We start from the raw sequence: 18,611 nt of genomic DNA, 5'->3' as shown, positions 1-18,611 counted from the left end.
GTCGGGAGGAGGACCCGTGTTTCCGATCGTCGTGGCCGTCGGGCTCGCCGCCCTGATCGGCCTCAGCGTCGCCGTCGGCGTCGGCGCGGCGCGCGAGGAGGTCGACAAGGAGCGGGAGCGGCTGCGGGGCCTCGAGTGGGATCTCTGGATCCGCGAGCAGGAGATCGTCTCATTGGCCGAGGTCACCGGCTGCCGGTCCTGCGAGCTGCTCCGGAGGCGGGCCGAGCTGCACTCGGCCCCGCCGGACCGAGCGGCGGGACCACGGCCCGGCCTCGCGTCGCGCGGCGTCGGGCCTCTCCGTTCTCCGCACCGATGAGTTCTCGCCCCGCCCGCGGTCACTCCCCTGCCGGCCCCGAAAGCCCAGGAGGAACCCGTGACCGCAGTCCACACGCTCGACGTCCCCGGCGCCCGCCTGCACTACGAGGTCCGCGGCTCCGGCCCGGTGCTGGTCGTCGTGGGATCGCCCATGTCGGCGGCGCACTTCGCACCGCTCGCCGAGGCCCTCGCCGGGCACCACACCGTCGTCACCACGGATCCCCGCGGGATCGCGAACAGCCCACTGGAGGACCCGCAGGTCGACGTCCCGGTGGAGCAGCGCGCGGACGACGTCGTCGCGATCCTCGACGACCTCGGCGCGGGCACCGCGGACCTCTTCGGCTCCAGCGGCGGGGCGATCACCGGGCTCGCGCTCGTCGCCCGGCACCCCGAGCGGCTGCGGACCCTCGTCGCCCACGAGCCGCCGCTGCTCGAGCTGCTCCCGGACCGCGAGGCCCGGCGGGCCGCCACCGAGGACGTCGTCGCGACCTTCCACGCGCAGGGCCCCGGCCCGGCGTTCGCCAGGTTCATGGCCAACGCGGGCTTCACGGGCGGTGACGAGGGCGCGCCGGCCGGGCCGCCGCCCGGCCCGCCGCCGTCCGAGCAGGACATGCGCGACGCGGCCCGGTTCCTGGCCCACGACCTGCTGGTCACCACCCGGTACGTGCCGGAGGTCGAGGCGTTGCGGGCGGCGCCGACCCGGATCGTCGTCGGGATCGGCGAGGCCTCGGGGCACCTGCTGACGCACCCGACCTCGACGGCCCTCGCCGAGCGGCTCTTGGTGGCGCCGACCTTCTTCCCGGGCGACCACGGCGGCTTCCTCGGCGCCCCGGCGGAGTTCGCCGAGGTGCTGACGAAGGTGCTCGCGGGTTAGGAGAGGGCGCGGCGACCGGCGAGGGCGCGGCCGAGGGTCATCTCGTCCGCGAACTCCAGGTCGCCGCCCATCGGCAGGCCCGAGGCCAGCCGCGTGACGCTCAGCCCCGGGAAGTCCTTGAGCAACCGGACCAGGTAGGTCGCCGTCGCCTCGCCCTCGGTGTTCGGGTCGGTGGCGATGATGACCTCGCCGATCTCGCCCTCGTCGGTCGCCGGGCCGGTCCCGCCCAGCCGGGCGAGCAGCTCGCGGATGCGCAGGGACTCCGGCCCGATGCCGCCGAGCGGGTCGAGCGCGCCGCCGAGCACGTGGTAGCGGCCCTTGAACTCGCGGGTGCGCTCGACCGCGAGGACGTCCTTGGGCTCCTCGACCACGCACACGACGGTCGGGTCGCGGCGCGCGTCGGAACAGAAGCGGCAGCGCTCCTTCTCCGAGACGTTGCCGCACACCTCGCAGAACTGCACGCCCTGCTTGACCTTCTGCAGGACCTCCTGCAGCCGGGTGACGTCCGCGGCGTCGGCGGCGAGCAGGTGGAACGCGATGCGCTGCGCGCTCTTCGGACCGACGCCGGGCAGGCGGCCCAGCTCGTCGATCAGGTCCTGGACCGGTCCCTCGAACACGTCAGACGCCGGGGAGGCCGAATCCGCCGAGGTCGCCCAGGCCGCCGGTCAGCGGGCCCATCTTCTCCGCCTGCAGCTCCTGCGCGGCGCGCGCGGCGTCCTGGATGGCGCCGACCAGCAGGTCCTGCAGGGTCTCGACGTCCTCGGGGTCCACGATCTTCGGGTCGATCTCGACGCTGCGGACCTCGCCCGCCGCCGTCTGGGTGACCCGCACGAGCCCGTTGCCCGCCTGACCGGTCACCTCGGTCTCCGCGAGCTCCTGCTGCGCCGTCATGAGCTGTTCCTGCATCTTCTGCGCCTGCTGCAGGATCATCGACATGTCCGGCTGACCACCCGGTTGCACCAGAACACTCCTCGAGGTCTTCGCCCGCGTGTGCGGGCTCGCGACCCAGGGTAGCCGTGACACGCTGTCCGGCGTGTCCGCCCCGCGTCGCGCCCTCGTCCTGACGCCGGCCCTGCTCCTGCTGGTCGCCTGCACGGGGGCCGGGCCCGCGGCGCCCGCACCCCCGGTCGCGGTCCCGACCAGCAGCGTGGCCGCGTCGCCCGCCCCCGCGCCGGCGCGGACCGTGGTCCTCGACCCGGGGCACAACGGCGGCAACGGGTCCGCCCGCGCCGAGGTCACGCGGCAGGTCCCGGACGGCCGCGGCGGCACCAAGGCCTGCAACACCACCGGCACCTCCACCGACGCCGGCTACCCCGAGCACGCCTTCACCTGGGACCTGGCCGGGCGCGTCCGCACGCACCTCGAGGCCGCCGGCGTCGCCGTCGTGCTCACCCGGTCCTCCGACGACGGTGTGGGGCCCTGCGTCGACGAGCGCGGGAGGGCGGGCCAGGAGGCCGGCGCCGACCTGGTGGTCTCGCTGCACGCCGACGGCGCCGCGGCCTCCGGGCACGGCTTCCACGTCGCCTACTCCGCGCCCCCGCTCAACGCGGCGCAGTCCGGCCCCGCGGTCGACCTCGCCGGCGACCTGCGGGACGCCCTGCGTGCCGGCGGCTTCCCGACCAGCGACTACACCGGCCGGGACGGTCTCGCGCCGCGCTCCGACCTGGGCGGGCTGAACCTCGCGACGGTGCCCGCGGCACTGGTGGAGTGCGCGAACATGCGCAACGCCGAGGAGGCCGCCGTGGTCTCGGCGCCCGAGGGCCGGGAGCGCTACGCGGCCGCGATCGCCGCGGGGATCCGCACGTTCCTCGCCGGGCTGCCGGCCTGATCCTTTCGTAAGGTCGCCGCGGTGCACGCCGAACAGCTCTTCGCGCTCCCCTCCTGGCGGGCCTTCGACGTCGACGACGCCGGCCGGGTCCTCGCCGGCGGCGACGCCTCCGGCTCCGTCCAACTCGTCGAGCTCGCCCCGGACGGCGCCGCCACCCCGCTCACCGGGTTCGACGGCCCCTGCCGCGGGCGGTACGTCCCGGGCGCGCGGCGGGTCGTCGTCGAGCACGACCGGGGCGGCGACGAACGGCCCCAGCTGAGCGTGCTCGATCTCGGCTCCGGCGAGCTCGCGCCCCTGGTCGAGGACCCCGAGCACGTCGACGTGCTGCTCACCGTGCTGCCGGGGCGGGTGGTGTACGCGACCAACCGGGCGGACGACGTCGGGTTCGACGTGGTGATCCACGGCGTCGACACCGGGGCCGAGGAGACCGTGCTGACCGGGTGCGGGCCGATCGGCGAGGTCGCGGCCGACGCCGAGGGGCGCCGACTCCTGGTGACCGTGCCGGGCGAGGCGGCGCTGACCGACCGGCTGCTGGTCGTCGACACGATGCCGGAGATCGAGGGCGAGCGCGTGCACGTGCTCGCCGAGGGCGCCCGGTTCCTGCGGCCGCAGTTCGCCGGCGACCGCGTGGTCGTGAGCACGGACGCGGGCCGGGACCGGATCGGCGTCGCGCTGCTCGAGGAGGCGTGGCTCGCCGCCGAGGACGACGCCGACCTCCTCGGCCTGCTCAGCCCGGACGGCCGCACGCTGCTGGTGGTGCGGTCGGCCGAGGGGGTCGACACGATCCGGCTGCACGACGCCACCACCGGGGAGCCGCGGTCGACCGTCGCGCTGCCGGTCGACGGGGTCGTCACCCGGACGCCGCCGGTCTTCTCCCCGTCCGGGCGGTACGCGGCGCTGTCCTTCACCGCGCCGGACACGCCCGGCGACGTCGTCCTGCTCGACCTGGTCTCGGGGCAGGCCACACCCCTGACCGGCACCGTCGCGGCGTGGGAGGGGCCCCCGTTCGTGCACCCCGTGGACGTGCGGGTCCCGACCTCGGACGGCGAGCAGGTGCCGTGCGCGGTGTACCGGCCGGCCGAGCCGGACGGGTCGGCGGTGGTCGTGCTGCACGGCGGGCCGGAGAGCCAGGCGGTGCGCAGCTTCGACCCGGTGGTGCAACTGCTCGTCGCCGCCGGGCACACCGTCCTGGTGCCCAACGTCCGCGGATCCACCGGGTTCGGGAAGCGCTGGTACTCCGCCGACGACCGGGAGCGGCGTCTCGACGTCCTGTTCGATCTCGCCGCGCTGCACGACGCCCTGCCGCGCCTCGGCTGCGACCCCGCCCGCGCCGCGCTGTGGGGCCGCTCCTACGGCGGCTACCTGGTGCTCCTCGGCCTGGCGTTCCAGCCGGGGCGGTGGGCGGCAGGGGTGGACATCGCGGGCATGTCCAGCCTGGTCACCTTCCTGGAGCACACCGCGCCGCACCGGCGGGCGTACCGGGCGCGGGAGTACGGCGACGACCCCGCGTTCCTCGCCGCCGCCTCCCCCCTGACCCGAGCCTCCGAGATCCGTGCGCCGCTGCTGGTGGTGCACGGGGAGAACGACCCCCGGGTGCCGGTCTCGGAGGCCCGACAGATCGCCGAGGCCACGGGCGCGGAGCTGCTGGTCTTCGCCGACGAGGGCCACGGCCCCGACAAGCGGCAGAACAAGATCACCGCCTGTGCGCGGGGGCTGGAGCTGCTGGCCAGGTTGTGAGAGCGGTGATCAATCCGAGCGACACGCTGCGGGCTCCACGAACCGCGCTCCTGTCACATTCGTGGTGATCGTGTTGTGCGGCGGCTCATCGTCCGGCGGGTGGGCGGATACTCGAAGCTCCCGTAGTCCTCGGTGCGGAGCTGCACCGGCTCGCTCTCGTGGGTGAGCGGCGCGGGTCAGCGCTGGTCGAAGGCGCGGGCGCCGAGCTCCGAGGAGAGCAGCTCGATGGCGACCTCTTCGGGGTCGCGTCGCACGCTCCGCTCCGCGCGCGAGGCGTCGGCCTCGGCGAACATCGCTTCCTCGTCGTCCGGCGGCGGGTCGTCGGCGGGCGGCTCGGGCGGGAGCGGGATGCCGTCGTCGGTACCGCCTCCGCGGGGACGCTCCGGGCGAGACGGTGCCGGGCGCCGCGGCTCGGGGCGCTCCTGCCGCGCCGGTTCCGGGCGGCTCGGCCGGTTCTCGGCGGGGGGCTCCGGCGCCTCCCGCCGCGACGGACGCTGCGGTGCGGGCCGCTGCGACGTCTGACGGGGCGGCGGCTGAGCGGGACCGCCTCCGTCGCCCGTCTCGCAGCGCACGCGCCACTGCACCCCGAGCACGTGGTGCAGCGCGGCGACGATCACGTCCGTGTTCCGCTGCTCCGAGAGCCGCCGGGCCAGGGGCGGCGACGCGATGCTGAGGACGAGCGTGTCCTCCTGCACGGCGCGGACCGTCGCGTTGACCAGCAGCGCCTCCGTGCTGCGGCTGCGCTGGCGCGCCGCGGCCAGGATCTCGGACCACACACGCCGGACGGCGCTCGCGTCGAGACCGTGACCCGCCGGCGCGGCCTCGGCCGCAGCCGGAGCGGCGGCCTCCCTCGTGGGCTCCGTCGCGGCGGCCGGACGGCTCGAGGTCGCCGGATGCGGAGGCGCATCGGCCCGGACCGGCGCCTCGCCGCGCCCCGGCTGATCGCCGCGGTCCGCGGCCTCGCCGCCGGCGGGCTCGCGACGAGCACCCTCGCGATCAACGGCCTCGCCGCCGGCAGCCCCGCGGCCGGACGTCCCGCGACGAGCACCCTCGCGACCAGCGGCCTCGCTCCCGGCAGCGCCGCGACCGGAAGTTCCGCGACCGACGGCCTCGCCGCGGACGGCGTCGCGACCAGCACCCTCACCAGCCGCAGTTCTGCGATCGGCGGCCTCACCGTCGGAGGTACCGCGACCAGCAGTCTCGCCACCGGGGCCCTCGCGGTCGGGCTCGTCGTCCCGGCCAGGACCCTCGCCGCGTTCGACAGACGCAGCCGGGCCTTCGCCGGGCGCCGCAGCGACGCCGCGGCCGGTTCCTCCACCCCGTGCGATCGCAGCTCCGCGCTCGGGTGCGCCCGCTCCCGAGGCATCGCCGCGGGCAGAGACGTCCTCACGGGCCGCCGCGGTTCCGCGCCCGGCGACGCCGCCCTCGAGAGCCTCGCCACGACCCGATGCACCCTCGAGGGCCGCAGCGCCGCCGCTGCCGAAAGTGTCGCCGCTGCCGGAAGCATCGCCACTGCCGGAAGCGCTGCCACTGTCAGCAGCGTCGTCTCCACCGGAAGAGCCACCGCGGGCAGACGCACCGGCGCCCGAAGCGCCGCCACCGGAGGCGCCGTCGGGGGCGTCGTCGGAGCGAGCAGCGCCACTGCGGGCAGACGCGTCGCCGACGACAACGCCCTCATAAGGCGCCTCAGGGCCGGGGACCGCCGCACCGCGGCCGGCACCCGGTGCAGCGCTCACCTCGGGGGCACCCTCGGCGGCCGGGCCGCCGGTGGAGGGCGAACTCTCCTCGGCCTCCGCGCGCGCCGGAGCGCCGTCCGGGTCGGCGGAGCTCGCGCCGCCTCCCGCCGACGGCCCCCGGCTCCCATCCACCTCCGCTGCAGGAGCGGCCCCCGCCTTCCCCCGCTGCGACGGCCGGACGAACCGCGGGGCCGCCTCGACGGCGGGGGCCCCGGCCGGAGCGCCACCGGACTCCCCACCCGGCTCGCGCGCGATCGCCTGGCGCCGCTCGACCCGCTCCAGCCGCTCGAGCAGGCCCGCGTCCGACGTCGTGGCCGCGGGCAGCAGCATCCGCGCGCACAGCAGCTCGAGCAGCAGGCGCGGCGCGGTGGCCCCACGCATCTCGGTGAGCCCCGCGTGCACGATCTCGCCGTAGCGGGTCAACGTGGCCGGGCCCAGCCGGGCGGCCTGCGCGATCATGCGGGACAGCTCGTCGTCCGCCGCCTCGACCAGGCCCTGCTCGGCGGCCTCCGGCACGGCCTGCAGCAGCATGAGGTCCCGGAGCCGCTGGAGCAGGTCCGACGCGAAGCGGCGCGGGTCGTGGCCGGCCTCGACCAGCCGGTCCACGGCCTGGTAGACCGCGGCCCCGTCGGCCGCCCCCAGGGCGTCGACCACGTCGTCGATCAGGGCGACGTCCGTGACGCCGAGCAGCGCCATCGCGCGCTCGTACGTGACGCCCTCGGAGCCGGCGCCGGCGAGCAGCTGGTCGAGCACCGAGAGCGTGTCCCGCGCCGAGCCGCCGCCCGCGCGGATCACCAGCGGGTACACCGCCGGCTCGACGCGCACGCCCTCCTCCGCGCAGATCCGCTCGAGCAGGGCGCGGAGCGTGCCGGGCGGGATCAGCCGGAAGGGGTAGTGGTGCGTGCGGGACCGGATGGTGGGCAGCACCTTGTCCGGCTCGGTGGTCGCGAAGACGAAGACGAGGTGCTCCGGCGGCTCCTCGACGATCTTGAGCAGGGCGTTGAAGCCCTGCGTGGTGACCATGTGCGCCTCGTCGACGATGAACACCCGGTACCGCGACTCGGCCGGTGCGTAGAAGGCGCGGTCGCGGAGCTCGCGCGCGTCGTCCACACCGCCGTGCGACGCGGCGTCGAGCTCGACGACGTCGATGTTCCCCGGGCCCTCGGGCGCGAGCGCGATGCACGACGCGCAGACGCCGCACGGGTCCGGCGTCGGGCCCTGCACGCAGTTGAGCGAGCGGGCCAGGATCCGCGCCGACGACGTCTTCCCGCAGCCCCGCGGGCCGGAGAACAGGTAGGCGTGGTTGATCCGGCCGGCCGAGAGCGCCGTTCCCAGGGGTTCGGTGACGTGCTCCTGCCCCACCACCTCGGCGAACTTCGCCGGGCGGTACTTCCGGTAGAGAGCCAGCGCCACGCGATCGAGGCTACCCACCACCCCCGACAACTCCGGGAGGGGGAGAACGAAGGGGACCCCGCGCACCCGCCAGAGCCCGCTGACCCTTGCTGCCTTCCGGCCCTGGGGGAGTTCACAGGATGGACGCCGCGCGGGGTCCGGTGCCGAGTGTAGCCACATGCCCCGGGGAGGGTCCCGGGGCGGGGGTCGGAAATCGGGTCGCGTATCGTTCCCGCCGGAGGATTCGCCTAGTGGCCTAGGGCGCACGCTTGGAAAGCGTGTTGGGAGCAATCCCTCAGGGGTTCGAATCCCCTATCCTCCGCCACCACCGCACGAGCGCCGGGCGATGCCCGGCGTTCGGCGTTCTCGGGGCTCCTCCGGCCTCAGGGTCCCTCCGGCGCCGGCTCGTGGCCCACGCCCTTCCGCTCCGCCGCGGCCAGGACCACGGCAGCGGCCGCCGCGTCGAGCACCCCCACCCCCACCGACTTGTAGACGGTCGGCTGGTCCTCCCAGGCCCGCCCGGGCCGGAGGCCGCAGAGGACCTCCCCCAGCTCGACGACGACGTCGGGATGGATCTTCCCCCGCTCGACGAGCTCGGCGAGGTCGTTCGAGCCGACCGGGAACGGCGCGAGGGTCGTCGCCCGGTGCTCGACGACGAGCTGTGCCCGGGTCAGCAGCGCCGCGTCCACCTCGCGTCCCTCCGGGACGTAGCCGACGGAGACGACGTGCGCGCCGTCCGGCAGCCCGTCCACCCCCACGAGGGGCCGGAGGGTGCTGGTGGCGGCGCAGACGACGTCCGCGTCCCGCAGCGCCTCGTCGATCGCGCAGCCCCGCGCCGCGAGTCCGTGCCCGGCGAGGTCGTCGACCAGGGCGGCGACCTTGTGGGGGTCCCGACCGCCGATGCGGATCTCCTCGAACGGCTGCACCCGCGCGACGTAGCGGGCGTGGGCCTGCGCCTGCGGGCCCGTGCCGAGGACGGCCAGGACCCGGGCGTCGGGGCGGGCGAGGGCCCGCACCGAGAGGGCCGACGCCGCGGCGGTGCGGTCCGCGGTGACCTGGTCGCCGTCCATGAGGGCGCGCAGGGTGCCGTCCTCCGGCGCGAACACGGCGATGACGGCCTGGTGCGTGGGCCGGTCCACCGCCGCGTTGCCCGGGTAGACGGTCAGCAGCTTGGCGGCGACGACGTCGAGCGTCTGGCTGTAGGCGGGCATGGCGGCCAGCAGCCCGATCTCGCCGACCTGCGCGGCGACCCGCGGCGGGACGCACGCCCGGCCGGTACTCAGGTCGACCAGGGCCGTGGCGACCGCCTCGACCAGCGCGTCCGGGTCGAGCAGGGCCCGGACGGCGGTTCCGTCGAGCAGGCGCATCGCTCGATGGTCCTGAGGCCGCGCCCTGCCGTCAACGGCCCGGGACGACGAACGCCGGGGGGCCCTCGCGGGCCCGCCCGGCGGGTCTGGCGGTAGCGGTGGGATTTGAACCCACGGAGGCGTGAACCTCACGCGCTTTCGAGGCGCGCTCCTTCGGCCGCTCGGACACGCTACCGCCGACAAGGTTACAAGTGCGGCGACCGCGGGCCCTCACCGGGTCCTCGCGGTCGCCGCACTCCGGGTCCGGCGCGGTTTCAGGTCCCCCGGTGCCCCGCGAAGAACGCCTCCAGGAGCGCCGCGGCCTCGGCGGCCCGCACCCCGCCGACCACCTCGGGACGGTGCGTGAGCCGGCGGTCGCGCAGGACGTCCCACAGCGAGCCGGCCGCGCCGGTCTTCGGCTCCCAGGCCCCGAACACCAGCCGCGCCACCCGGGCGAGCCCCACCGCGCCGGCGCACATCGTGCAGGGCTCGACGGTCACGGCCAGCGTGCAGCCCTCGAGCCGCCACTCGCCGCGGACCCGGGCGGCCTCGCGCAGCGCGAGGATCTCGGCGTGCGCGGTGGGGTCGCCCAGGGCCTCCCGGGCGTTCGCGGCGGCCGCCAGCTCACGCCCCGCCGCGTCGACGACCACGGCGCCGATCGGCACGTCGCCGGTCCGCAGGGCACCGGCCGCGACCTCGAGGGCGCGGCCGAGCAGCACGTCGTCGGCCGGGGCGGGCAGCACCCGGCCATCCTGCCCGGTCAGCACCGGTGTCCGCTCCGCGAGCTCCGCTCAGCTGCCGGTGTCCGCTCCGCGAGCTCCGCTCAGCTGCCCACGAGCTTGGCCAGCTCCTCGCCGAAGCCGCAGCGGCGGCCGATCACGGCCAGCTGCTCGTCCGGGTACAGCTCGAAGTCGCCGGCCAGCACGTTCAGCTCCTCGGGCGGCAGCCCGAGGTCGGCGAGGATGGCGAGGTCGCCCTCGGGCCAGGGGTCGTCGTCGAGCGCGTCCTCGTCCGGCGGCAGCTCCACCCGCAGCAGGTCGAGCACGTCCGCCGCGACGTCGTAGTCCAGCGCCGCCGCCGCGTCGGACACCATCAGGGACACCCCGCCCGGTACCGGCCGCAGGAGGACGAAGAACTCGTCGTCGACGTCGAGCAGCCCGACGACCGCACCGGTGGACCGCAGCCCGCGCAGCTCGGTGATCGCCGCGTCGAGATCGACCAGGGCGTCGGGATCCAGGCGCACGCACCGCCACCGTCCCTCCTCCCGGATCGCGGCGACCGCGAACCCGGGCAGCGAGGAACCACGTGCCTCCGTGGGCGCCTCCACCGTCTGCACCGGCATACGCTCACGGTAGGCGCGATCCGGCTGTGTCACAAACCACAATTCGGGTGGACGTCGTGGCGGTGCCAGGATCGGCACGTGCCCGACCTCGCGACCGCCCCCGCCACCCTGCTGGGCGCCGCCCGGTCCCTCCAGCCCCGCGCGGTCACGCTGCGCCGGGCCCTGCACCGGCGGCCGGAGGTGGGCCTCGACCTGCCGCACACGCGGGACGCCCTGCTCGCCGACCTGGCCGATCTCCCGCTGCGCCTGCACCTCGGCCGCGGGCTCAGCTCGGTCGTCGGGGTGCTCGAGGGCGCCCGGCCCGGGCGCACCGTGCTGCTGCGCGCGGACATGGACGCGCTGCCGCTGCACGAGGACGTCGCCGTCCCCTTCCGCTCCGAGGTCGACGGCGTGATGCACGCCTGCGGCCACGACCTGCACGTCGCGATGCTGGCCGCGGCGGCGCGGCTGCTGTGCGGGCGGCGCGACCAGCTCGCCGGCCGGGTCGTGCTGATGTTCCAGCCGGGCGAGGAGGGTTTCCACGGCGCCCGGCACATGATCGAGGAGGAGCTGCTGGAGCGCCGCGGCCCCGGCGGCCGGCCCGACGCCGCCTACGCCCTGCACGTCAGCGCCACCATGCCCAGCGGCGAGGTGCACACCCGCCCGGGCCCGATCATGGCGGCGGCGGACGTCGTGCGGGTCACGGTGACCGGCCGCGGCGGACACGCCTCGGCCCCGCACCACGCCGTCGACCCCGTCCCGGCGGCCGCGGCGATGGTCGGCGCCCTGCAGACGATGATCACCCGGAAGGTGGACACGCACGACCCCACGGTGCTGACCGTGAGCCGGATCAGCGCCGGGACCACCGACAACGTCATCCCGGAGACCGCGGAGCTCGAGGGCACGCTGCGGACGATGTCCGAGAGCGTGCGCCGGGCGGTGCGCGCGGAGATCGAGCGGGTCTGCACGCACACCGCGCTCGCGCACGACTGCACCGCGCGGGTCGCGATCGAACCCGGCTACCCGGTGACCGTCAACGACCCGGCCGCCACCACCCGGTTGTCCGAGGTCGCGCGCCGGCTGCTCGGCGACGCCCGCGTCGGCACCCTCCCCACGCCGATCATGGGCGCCGAGGACTTCGCCTACGTGCTGGAACGGGTGCCCGGCGCGCTCGCGTTCCTCGGCGCCTGCCCGCCCGGCGCCTCGCCGCACGACACCCCGCCCAACCACTCCAACCGGGTGCGGTTCGACGAGTCGGTGCTGCCCGCCGGGGCGGCGCTCTACGCCGCACTGGCCCTGCTCTGAGCGAGTGGCAGGCTGGGTCCCGTGACCAGCCTGCGCGATCTCTCCCTCGCCCTGCGCTCCGGCGAGCTCTCGCCCGTGGAGCACGTCCGCGACGTCCTGGAGCGGCTCGCCGCCGACCGGCACAACGCCGTCGTCACCCTCGACGCCGAGCGGGCGCTGGCCACCGCCGAGGAGCGCGCCGCCGAGCTGGCCCGGCACGAGTGGCGCGGCCCGCTGCACGGCGTGGCGGTCGGGGTGAAGGACCTGTTCGACGTCGTCGGGCTGCCCACCCGGGCGGGCTCGGCGGTGCTGGCCGACGCCCCCGCCGCGACCACCGAGGGCGCGGTCGTGGCCCGGCTGCGCGAGGCGGGCGCGGTGATCGTCGGGAAGCTGAGCACGCACGAGTTCGCCTACGGCCCGACCGGCGACGTCTCGGCCACCGGCCCCGCCCGCAACCCGCACGACCCCACGCGGATCACCGGCGGCTCGTCGTCCGGCTCGGCCGCGGTGGTCGCGGCCGGGCACCTGCCGCTCGCGCTCGGCACCGACACCGGGGCGAGCGTGCGGACGCCGGCGGCGTTGTGCGGGGTGGTCGGGCTGAAGCCGGAGTACGGGACCCTCGCGGCCGACGGCGTGTTCCCGCTGGCCGAGACCCTGGACACCGTGGGGATCCTGGCCGCGGACACGCACTCTGCCTCCGTCGCGTGGGACGTCCTGTCGCGGCCGGACGGCACCGGCGGCGGCATCCAACCGCCCGGGATCCGCGGCGCGCACGTCGGCGTGCTGGTCGACGACTACTGGCAGGCCGCCGACCCGGTGCTGGCCGAGGCCGTGCGCGAGTCCCTGCGCCTGCTGGAGAAGGCGGGCGCGGAGATCATCGAGATCCGGACGCCGTTCGTCGGGGAGCTGGCCGCGTCGTACGCCGAGATCGTCGGGGCCGAGGCCTACGCGACGCACCGGGACTGGCTGGCCACCCGGCGGGCGGACTACCAGCCGGAGACCGTCGAGCGGCTGGAGATGGTCGCGGACCGGCCGGCGCACGCGTACGTGGCGGCGCAGCGGACCCGCAAGCGGCTGAGCGCGGAGTTCCGTGCCGCCGTCGCGGACATGGACGTGCTGGTCAGCGCCACGACCCGGCTGCGCGCGACGCCGATCGGCGAGCGCACGGTCGACGGCGTGTCGGTGCGCTCGGCGATGCTCGCGCTGACCAGCCCGTTCAACCTCACGAAGTGGCCCTCGGTGTCGGTCCCCGCGCCGGTCCCACCGGGCGAGCTGCCCGGCGGCGTGCAGATCACCGGGGTCCGGCTCGAGGAGCGGGGCATCCTTCGGGTGGCCGGGACGCTGGAGCGGGACTGACCGCGGGTACGGCCCCAGGGGTCGGCTAGCCTGCTCGCCCATGCGAGCGCTCTGCGTGGTGGGGACCGGGCTGATCGGCGGGTCGCTGCTGCGGGCGGCGACGGCGGCGGGCCGGGAGTGCTGGGGCGTCGCCGCGTCCGACGGCACCGCCGAGGCCGCCCGCGCGGACGGCTTCGACGTGACCACTGATCTCGACGCCGCCCTCCGCCGCGCCGGCGAGGCCGACGCGCTGGTGGTGGTCGCGGTCCCGCTGCCCGCGGTCGAGGGCGTGCTGAAGCGGGTCGACGCGGTGGCGCCGACCGTGCGGCTGACCGACGCCGTGAGCGTCAAGGTCGCCGTGGCCGACGCCGTCGTCACCTTCGCGCCGCGCGCCCGGTACGTGGGCGGGCACCCGATGGCCGGCACCGCCGAGTCGGGCTGGGCCGCGGGCGACGGGGCGCTGTTCCGCGGGGCCGCCTGGGTGGTGGTCGCCGACGACGGCGCGGACCTCGACGTGTGGCGGGACGTCGCCGAGCTGGCCTGGGCCTGCGGGTCCCGGGTGGTGCCGGCGGCCGCCGACGAGCACGACCTCGCCGTCGCCCGGATCTCCCACCTCCCGCACCTGTTCGCCGCCGTGCTGGCGACCGTCGGCGCCGGGGAGCCCGACGACGACCTGGCCCTCGCCCTCTCCGCGAGCTCCTTCGCCGACGGCACGCGGGTCGCCGGCACCCGCCCGGAGCTGACCCTGGCCATGTGCGAGGGCAACCGGTCGGCGCTGCTCGCCGCCGTCGACGAGGCCCTGGGCCGGCTCGGCGCCATGCGTGGTGCGCTGGCCTCCACCGGCGGGCTCAAGGCCACCGTGGAGGCCGGCTACCTCGCCCGGCAGCGCTGGGCCTCGACCCGCGAGCCGCTGGCCCTGGACGTCTCGCTCGACGACCCCGGCGCCCTCGCCGAGCTGCGCGAGCTCGGCCGCCGCGGCGAGGTCGTCGGCGGCTGGAAGTAGCCGCACCGCGAGGGCCCGGCGCCGCCCTCAGCGCTCCCAGGTGTGGTGCACGGCCTCGACGTTGTTCCCGTCCGGGTCGCGGAGGAACACGGCGTAGTACCCCGGGTGGTACTCCGGCCAGACCCGCGGCGCGTGCAGCACCTCGGCGCCCGCCTCCCGCGCGGCCTCGTGCACCGCGTCGACACCCTCGCGTGAGGGCGCGGCCAGCGCGAGGTGCACCGGCCGGTTCTCCCCGCCCTCGAGCAGCGGGCCCAGCCAGAGCTCGGGCTTGCCCTCCGGGCCCGCGAGCCCGACGACGAGCCCCTCGTCGTGGGTGAACCGCATGGCCTCGCGCAGCCCGGCGGGCCCGAACACGCGCAGGTAGAAGGCGACCGCGGCCTCGACGTCCGCGCACTGCAGCGCCAGGTGGTCCAGCATGGACGGAGACTAGCGCCGCCCACCGACGGGACCGGTCAGCTCTGCGGGGCCGGCTCCGCCCGCTCGTTCGACACGAGCGCCGCGAGCCCGGGGTAGGAGATCACGAACCCGTCCGCGTCGACCTCCAGCTCGGCCCGGGTCCCGGACCAGGAGAACTCGACCACCGCCGGCGAGTTCCCCTCGGCCGGCCGGACGGTCCGGTAGCGCTGCGTCGTGGTGCTGACCTCGAGGTGCGGCAGCGACACGAACACCATCGGGAGCTCGGCGTCGACGCGCTCGCGGTGCGCGTTCAGCCTGCGGATCGGCAGGGCGTTGAACAGCGGACTGAAGGCCAGGCCCACGTCGGCGCCGTCGTAGTCCCGGCGTGCGCTGCCCGACCCGTCGTCGAAGAGCCAGAAGCCGTCCTCGGTGCGGTTGATCGTGAGGTGCCTCTCGAACCCGGTCGTCGCGGCGCTGAGCGAGAGCCGCCCGAGCGTGCCGTCCTCGCGGACGGCCAGGCTGTACGACGCCGTGAAGTCGCCCTCCGGGTCCGGCCGGACGATCCGGCCGTGGGCGCGGAACCCGGCGGGACCGGGGCCGAAGTGCACGCGGGTGCCCTCGAGGCCCGGGCGGCCGTCGGCCTGCCAGGTGAGCATTGTCGTCATCGACACCACCGTAGGGAGCGGGGACGGACGCCTCGCGGGGCGCCCGTCGGCGAGCAGGTGATCTACAGGGAGGGCGGCTGCGCGCGGTCGCCGGTCGGCGCGACCCGGGACCTCGGCCGCCCCTCGACGCCGGCCGGTGCCCGGCCCGCCGGTTCGTTCGTCTCCACGGTGGGTGCCCCCTTCTCGAGCATCGCCGTCCGCGTCATCCAACACCTCCGTGGCGCGGGTTTCCAGACGTGTCGCATCAGCCCTCCCGCCGCACGTCGGCGGGATCGACGTCGGCCCGGACCCCGCGGAACACCGGCTGGCGCAGCCGCCCGTCGGAGGTCCAGCCGTGGTGGGCCACCTCCACGGCGACGACCGGCTCGCACCAGTGCGCCCCCGCGGCCTCGGCCCGCGGGGGCCGCCCGCGGAAGGGCGAGGCGTCCGCCTCCAGCTCCGGGACCAGTTCACCGAGCACGCGTTGCACCGCCGCCCCGGCGAGCGCCACGCCGACCCGGCCCGCGTAGACCAGGTCGCCGCCGTCGGGCACCCCGAGCAGCAGGGCCGCGATCCGCGTGCCCGACCGCTCGGGCCGCCACCCGCCGACGAGACACGTCTGGGTGTGCCGATGGGTCACCTTCACCCACGCGGGGCTGCGCCGGCCCGGCCGGTACTCGGACTCCCGGCGCTTGGCGAGGATGCCCTCCATCCCCCGCCGCCCCGTCGCCTCGAACAGCGCCCGGCCGTCCGTGTAGAGCGGGGAGAGCTGCAGGGTCGGGACCGAGGCGGTGGTCAGCCGCTCGAGGGTGGCCCGGCGCTCGTGCAGCGGACGTTCGAGCAGCGGGACGCCGTAGAGCCGCAGGACGTCGAACACCATGAACGTGACGGGCCGGGCCAGGGCACGGGTGCGCGTCACCGGCCGGTGCACCCGGTCGGCCAGCGCGGCGAAGCTCGGGACGCCCTCCTCCAGCAGGACCACCTCGCCGTCGAGCACGAGGTCGGGGGCGATCGCGGTCAGCCCGGACAGCTCCGGGAAGGTCGCGGTGACGTCCTGGCCCGACCGCGTGACCAGGCGGAGCTCACCGTCGGTGACCTCCGCGAGCAGCCGCATGCCGTCCCACTTCACCTCGTAGACCCATTCCGGCCCCGTCGGGAGCGGTCCGGGAGTGGCGAGCATGGGCTGCACACCGTCATGCTGTCACCCGACGGGCCGTCACGGACGGCAACCGGTGCGGAAGGGACGGGCCTCGATGCGCGCGATGTGGAGCGGCGCGGTGTCCTTCGGACTGGTCAGCGTGCCGATCAAGCTGTACTCGGCCACGACCAACCACGACATCCGCTTCCACCAGGTGCACGGCGCCGACGGCGGCCGCATCCGGTACAAGCGGACCTGCACGGTGTGCGGCGAGGTCGTGGAGTACGCGGACATCGTCAAGGGCTACGAGACCGAGGACGGCGAGCTCATCACGCTCGACGAGGCGGACCTCGACTCGCTCCCGGTGGCCAGCGGGCACGAGATCGACGTGGTCGAGTTCGTGCCGGCGGACCAGATCGACCCGCTGCTGTTCGACAAGAGCTACTACCTCGAACCGGAGACCAAGGCCGCGAAGCCCTACGCGCTGCTGCGCGAGGCGCTGGCCGAGACGGACCGGATGGCGATCGTGCGGTTCGCGCTGCGGCAGCGGGAGAGCCTGGCGCTGCTGCGGGTGCGGGACAAGACGATCGTGCTGCAGACGATGCTGTGGCCGGACGAGGTGCGCGAGCCGGACTTCGACATCCTCGAGCAGGACATCGAGCTGCGGCCGCAGGAGCGGCAGATGGCCGCGTCGCTGATCGAGAGCATGGGCGCGGACTTCGACCCGACGGAGTTCCACGACGAGTACCGCGACGCCGTCGTCGAGCTGATCGAGTCGAAGAAGGAGCACGGCGACACCAAGCCCGCCCCGGTCGAGCAGAAGCGCGAGGACGAGGGCGACTCGATGACCGACCTGCTCTCGGCGCTGCAGGCCAGCGTCGAGGCCGCGCGCGGCTCGTCCGGCAAGAAGGCCGCGACCAGGGCCGGCGCGCAGCCGCAGGAGACCGAGGAGCCGGAGGAGAAGCCGGCCCGCGCCCGCAAGGCCCCGGCCAGGGCGAGCACCCGCCGCAAGAAGGCCGACGAGGACAAGGACGAGGCCGAGAAGAAGCCCGCGACCCGCAAGCGCCGCACCGCCTGACCCCGTGGGTGGCGAGAGCCGCACCGGCGGCTGTCGCCACCCATCGGGGTGTCAGGGGCCGAGCGAGCTCTGCGCCGGGGTCTGGTCCTTCTGCAGCGAGCCGAACAGCGCGCCCGCCCGGGTCTTGTCCCACCGGACGACCGACTGCCCGCCGATCGTCGGGGTGCTGCCGACCGGCGCGGTCGTCGCGATGCCGCCGTTGGTCACCCCGCGCATCGCGAGGCCCAGCTGGGCGACGTTCCAGATGTGGTCGTTGTCGTCGACGGTGAGCAGGCCGGTCATGGCGTCGGCGAGCGGGACCACCCGGAAGGGGTTGACCAGCGTGCCCACGCTCGTGGCCTTCGCGATCAGGGCGGACAGGAACTCGCGCTGCCGCTGGACGCGGTCGAAGTCCGAGCCCGCCGTCGCCCGCGTGCGGACGTACCCGAGCGCGGTCTGCCCGTCGAGCTCCTGGCAGCCGGCCTTGATGTCCAGCGCCGCCTTCGGGTCCTTGATCGCCTTCGGGACGCACAGGTCCACACCGCCCACCGCGTCGACGGCGTCGACGAACCCGCCGAACCCGATCTCCGCGTAGTGGTCGATGTGCAGGCCGGTGGCGGCCTCGACCGAGCTGATCAGCAACGGCGCGCCGCCGAAGGCGTAGGCGGCGTTGAGCTTGTTGGAGCCGTGCCCCGGGATCGGGACGTAGGAGTCGCGCGGGAGGCTGACCAGCACCGATCCCGAGCTGCCGGAGTGCAGCAGCATGATCGTGTCCGTGCGCTGGCCGGCGGCGTCGCCGGTGCCGAGCCGCTCCTCGTCCTCGGCGGAGAGGTCGGCCCGGCTGTCCGAGCCGACGATGAGCCAGTTCGTGCCGGACGACTCCGCGGTGCCGTCCGCGGGCAGCGCGGCGACCCGGTTGAGGTTCTGGTCGAGGTAGACACCCCAGCCGATCAGGGCGATGAGGACCAGCGCGAGGGCGATCTTGACGCGCCGGCCCCAGCGGCCGGGCCGGTGCGTCCGGGGCTGCTTCGGCGGCCGGGTGCGCACCGGCGCCCGGTACGTCTCCCGCGCGGGCGCCGACGACGGCATCACCCGCGTGTTCGGCGGCGGCGGGCCCTGCCGCGGGGGCGGGCCCGTCGGCCGCCCGCCGGGCGGCGGCATCGGACGGCCCTGGGGCGGCGGCCCGGGGCGGCGCTGCGGCTGGG

General features: G+C 75.7%; 18 protein-coding genes, 2 tRNA genes, 1 other RNA gene and 1 pseudogene. 9 read left to right on the top strand and 13 right to left on the bottom strand.

Annotated features, from left to right (window positions below):
• Positions 1 to 16 precede the first annotated feature (16 nt).
• Together ACFQH9_RS25905 and ACFQH9_RS25900 are read left to right on the top strand one after the other, a co-directional pair.
• On the top strand, positions 17 to 316 hold the full coding sequence (locus ACFQH9_RS25905; protein ID WP_379569901.1) for a hypothetical protein: 300 nt from the start codon (positions 17 to 19) through the stop codon (positions 314 to 316).
• Between the two features lie 57 nt (positions 317 to 373).
• Entirely contained in the window at positions 374 to 1,189 is an 816-nt protein-coding gene (locus ACFQH9_RS25900) for an alpha/beta fold hydrolase (protein ID WP_379569899.1), read from the top strand.
• Here ACFQH9_RS25900 and recR read toward each other — a convergent pair.
• Together recR and ACFQH9_RS25890 are read right to left on the bottom strand one after the other, a co-directional pair.
• A complete protein-coding gene (recR, locus tag ACFQH9_RS25895; RefSeq protein ID WP_345383142.1) occupies positions 1,186 to 1,806 on the bottom strand; it encodes a recombination mediator RecR in 621 nt (206 codons plus the stop codon). The genes ACFQH9_RS25900 and recR overlap by 4 nt on opposite strands.
• Position 1,807: 1 nt before the next feature.
• Complete coding sequence (locus ACFQH9_RS25890; protein ID WP_345383196.1) at positions 1,808 to 2,152, bottom strand: YbaB/EbfC family nucleoid-associated protein; 345 nt, start codon at positions 2,150 to 2,152, stop codon at positions 1,808 to 1,810.
• 70 nt (positions 2,153 to 2,222) lie between these two features.
• On the opposite strand from ACFQH9_RS25890, the gene ACFQH9_RS25885 reads away from it, so the two are divergent.
• Both ACFQH9_RS25885 and ACFQH9_RS25880 read left to right on the top strand, forming a co-directional pair.
• On the top strand, positions 2,223 to 3,017 hold the full coding sequence (locus tag ACFQH9_RS25885; protein ID WP_379569896.1) for an N-acetylmuramoyl-L-alanine amidase: 795 nt from the start codon (positions 2,223 to 2,225) through the stop codon (positions 3,015 to 3,017).
• 21 nt (positions 3,018 to 3,038) lie between these two features.
• The gene (locus ACFQH9_RS25880; RefSeq protein WP_379569894.1) at positions 3,039 to 4,754 is read left to right on the top strand and encodes a S9 family peptidase; all 1,716 of its coding nucleotides are present in this window, start codon (positions 3,039 to 3,041) and stop codon (positions 4,752 to 4,754) included.
• 1,580 nt (positions 4,755 to 6,334) lie between these two features.
• On the opposite strand, the pseudogene ACFQH9_RS32210 reads toward ACFQH9_RS25880, so the two are convergent.
• Positions 6,335 to 7,903, bottom strand: a pseudogene (locus ACFQH9_RS32210) (DNA polymerase III subunit gamma and tau); the annotation flags it as partial.
• Positions 7,904 to 7,949: 46 nt separating this feature from the next.
• Positions 7,950 to 8,046, bottom strand: an RNA gene (gene ffs, locus ACFQH9_RS25870) — signal recognition particle sRNA small type.
• Positions 8,047 to 8,119: 73 nt separating this feature from the next.
• On the opposite strand from ffs, the gene ACFQH9_RS25865 reads away from it, so the two are divergent.
• Positions 8,120 to 8,207 (top strand) — tRNA-Ser (locus ACFQH9_RS25865).
• 58 nt (positions 8,208 to 8,265) lie between these two features.
• Here the strand turns inward: ACFQH9_RS25865 and ACFQH9_RS25860 are convergent.
• The 4 genes from ACFQH9_RS25860 to ACFQH9_RS25845 form a co-directional block, all read right to left on the bottom strand.
• Positions 8,266 to 9,249: an ornithine cyclodeaminase family protein gene (locus tag ACFQH9_RS25860; protein ID WP_379569890.1), complete on the bottom strand. Its 984-nt coding sequence runs from the start codon at positions 9,247 to 9,249 to the stop codon at positions 8,266 to 8,268.
• A gap of 87 nt (positions 9,250 to 9,336) precedes the next feature.
• Positions 9,337 to 9,424: transfer RNA gene (locus ACFQH9_RS25855), tRNA-Ser, on the bottom strand.
• Between the two features lie 79 nt (positions 9,425 to 9,503).
• Positions 9,504 to 9,971, bottom strand: a complete 468-nt coding sequence (locus ACFQH9_RS25850) for a nucleoside deaminase (RefSeq protein WP_379569888.1) — start codon at positions 9,969 to 9,971, stop codon at positions 9,504 to 9,506.
• 80 nt (positions 9,972 to 10,051) lie between these two features.
• Positions 10,052 to 10,570, bottom strand: a complete 519-nt coding sequence (locus tag ACFQH9_RS25845) for a tRNA adenosine deaminase-associated protein (RefSeq protein ID WP_379569886.1) — start codon at positions 10,568 to 10,570, stop codon at positions 10,052 to 10,054.
• A gap of 78 nt (positions 10,571 to 10,648) precedes the next feature.
• Here ACFQH9_RS25845 and ACFQH9_RS25840 point away from each other — a divergent pair, with 78 nt between their 5' ends.
• From ACFQH9_RS25840 to ACFQH9_RS25830, 3 genes are read left to right on the top strand one after another with little or no spacing between them, the layout of a single operon-like run.
• Positions 10,649 to 11,854, top strand: coding sequence for a M20 metallopeptidase family protein (locus ACFQH9_RS25840; protein ID WP_379569884.1), 1,206 nt, complete (start codon positions 10,649 to 10,651; stop codon positions 11,852 to 11,854).
• Positions 11,855 to 11,875: 21 nt separating this feature from the next.
• Positions 11,876 to 13,189: an amidase gene (locus ACFQH9_RS25835; RefSeq protein WP_379569882.1), complete on the top strand. Its 1,314-nt coding sequence runs from the start codon at positions 11,876 to 11,878 to the stop codon at positions 13,187 to 13,189.
• A gap of 40 nt (positions 13,190 to 13,229) precedes the next feature.
• Positions 13,230 to 14,171 (top strand): prephenate dehydrogenase, encoded by a 942-nt coding sequence (locus ACFQH9_RS25830; RefSeq protein ID WP_379569880.1) that lies wholly within the window; start codon positions 13,230 to 13,232, stop codon positions 14,169 to 14,171.
• 27 nt (positions 14,172 to 14,198) lie between these two features.
• On the opposite strand, the gene ACFQH9_RS25825 is transcribed toward ACFQH9_RS25830, so the two are convergent.
• From ACFQH9_RS25825 to ligD, 4 genes are all read right to left on the bottom strand, one after another.
• Positions 14,199 to 14,588: a VOC family protein gene (locus ACFQH9_RS25825; RefSeq protein ID WP_379569878.1), complete on the bottom strand. Its 390-nt coding sequence runs from the start codon at positions 14,586 to 14,588 to the stop codon at positions 14,199 to 14,201.
• A gap of 35 nt (positions 14,589 to 14,623) precedes the next feature.
• Positions 14,624 to 15,232, bottom strand: a complete 609-nt coding sequence (locus ACFQH9_RS25820; protein ID WP_379569876.1) for a putative glycolipid-binding domain-containing protein — start codon at positions 15,230 to 15,232, stop codon at positions 14,624 to 14,626.
• A gap of 62 nt (positions 15,233 to 15,294) precedes the next feature.
• The gene (locus ACFQH9_RS25815; RefSeq protein ID WP_379569874.1) at positions 15,295 to 15,438 is read right to left on the bottom strand and encodes a hypothetical protein; all 144 of its coding nucleotides are present in this window, start codon (positions 15,436 to 15,438) and stop codon (positions 15,295 to 15,297) included.
• Between the two features lie 38 nt (positions 15,439 to 15,476).
• Positions 15,477 to 16,391, bottom strand: a complete 915-nt coding sequence (gene ligD / locus ACFQH9_RS25810) for a non-homologous end-joining DNA ligase (RefSeq protein WP_379569977.1) — start codon at positions 16,389 to 16,391, stop codon at positions 15,477 to 15,479.
• A gap of 73 nt (positions 16,392 to 16,464) precedes the next feature.
• On the opposite strand from ligD, the gene ku reads away from it, so the two are divergent.
• A complete protein-coding gene (gene ku / locus ACFQH9_RS25805) occupies positions 16,465 to 17,427 on the top strand; it encodes a non-homologous end joining protein Ku (RefSeq protein WP_379569872.1) in 963 nt (320 codons plus the stop codon).
• A 51-nt stretch (positions 17,428 to 17,478) separates the two neighbouring features.
• On the opposite strand, the gene ACFQH9_RS25800 is transcribed toward ku, so the two are convergent.
• A complete protein-coding gene (locus ACFQH9_RS25800; protein ID WP_379569870.1) occupies positions 17,479 to 18,453 on the bottom strand; it encodes an LCP family protein in 975 nt (324 codons plus the stop codon).
• Positions 18,454 to 18,611 lie beyond the last annotated feature (158 nt).

The sequence above is a fragment of the Pseudonocardia lutea genome, from assembly GCF_042658055.1.
GTDB classification, from domain to species: Bacteria; Actinomycetota; Actinomycetes; order Mycobacteriales; family Pseudonocardiaceae; genus Pseudonocardia; species Pseudonocardia lutea.
Note: the sequence above shows the minus strand (reverse complement) of the source record. Positions and strands in the feature narration are given on the sequence as shown.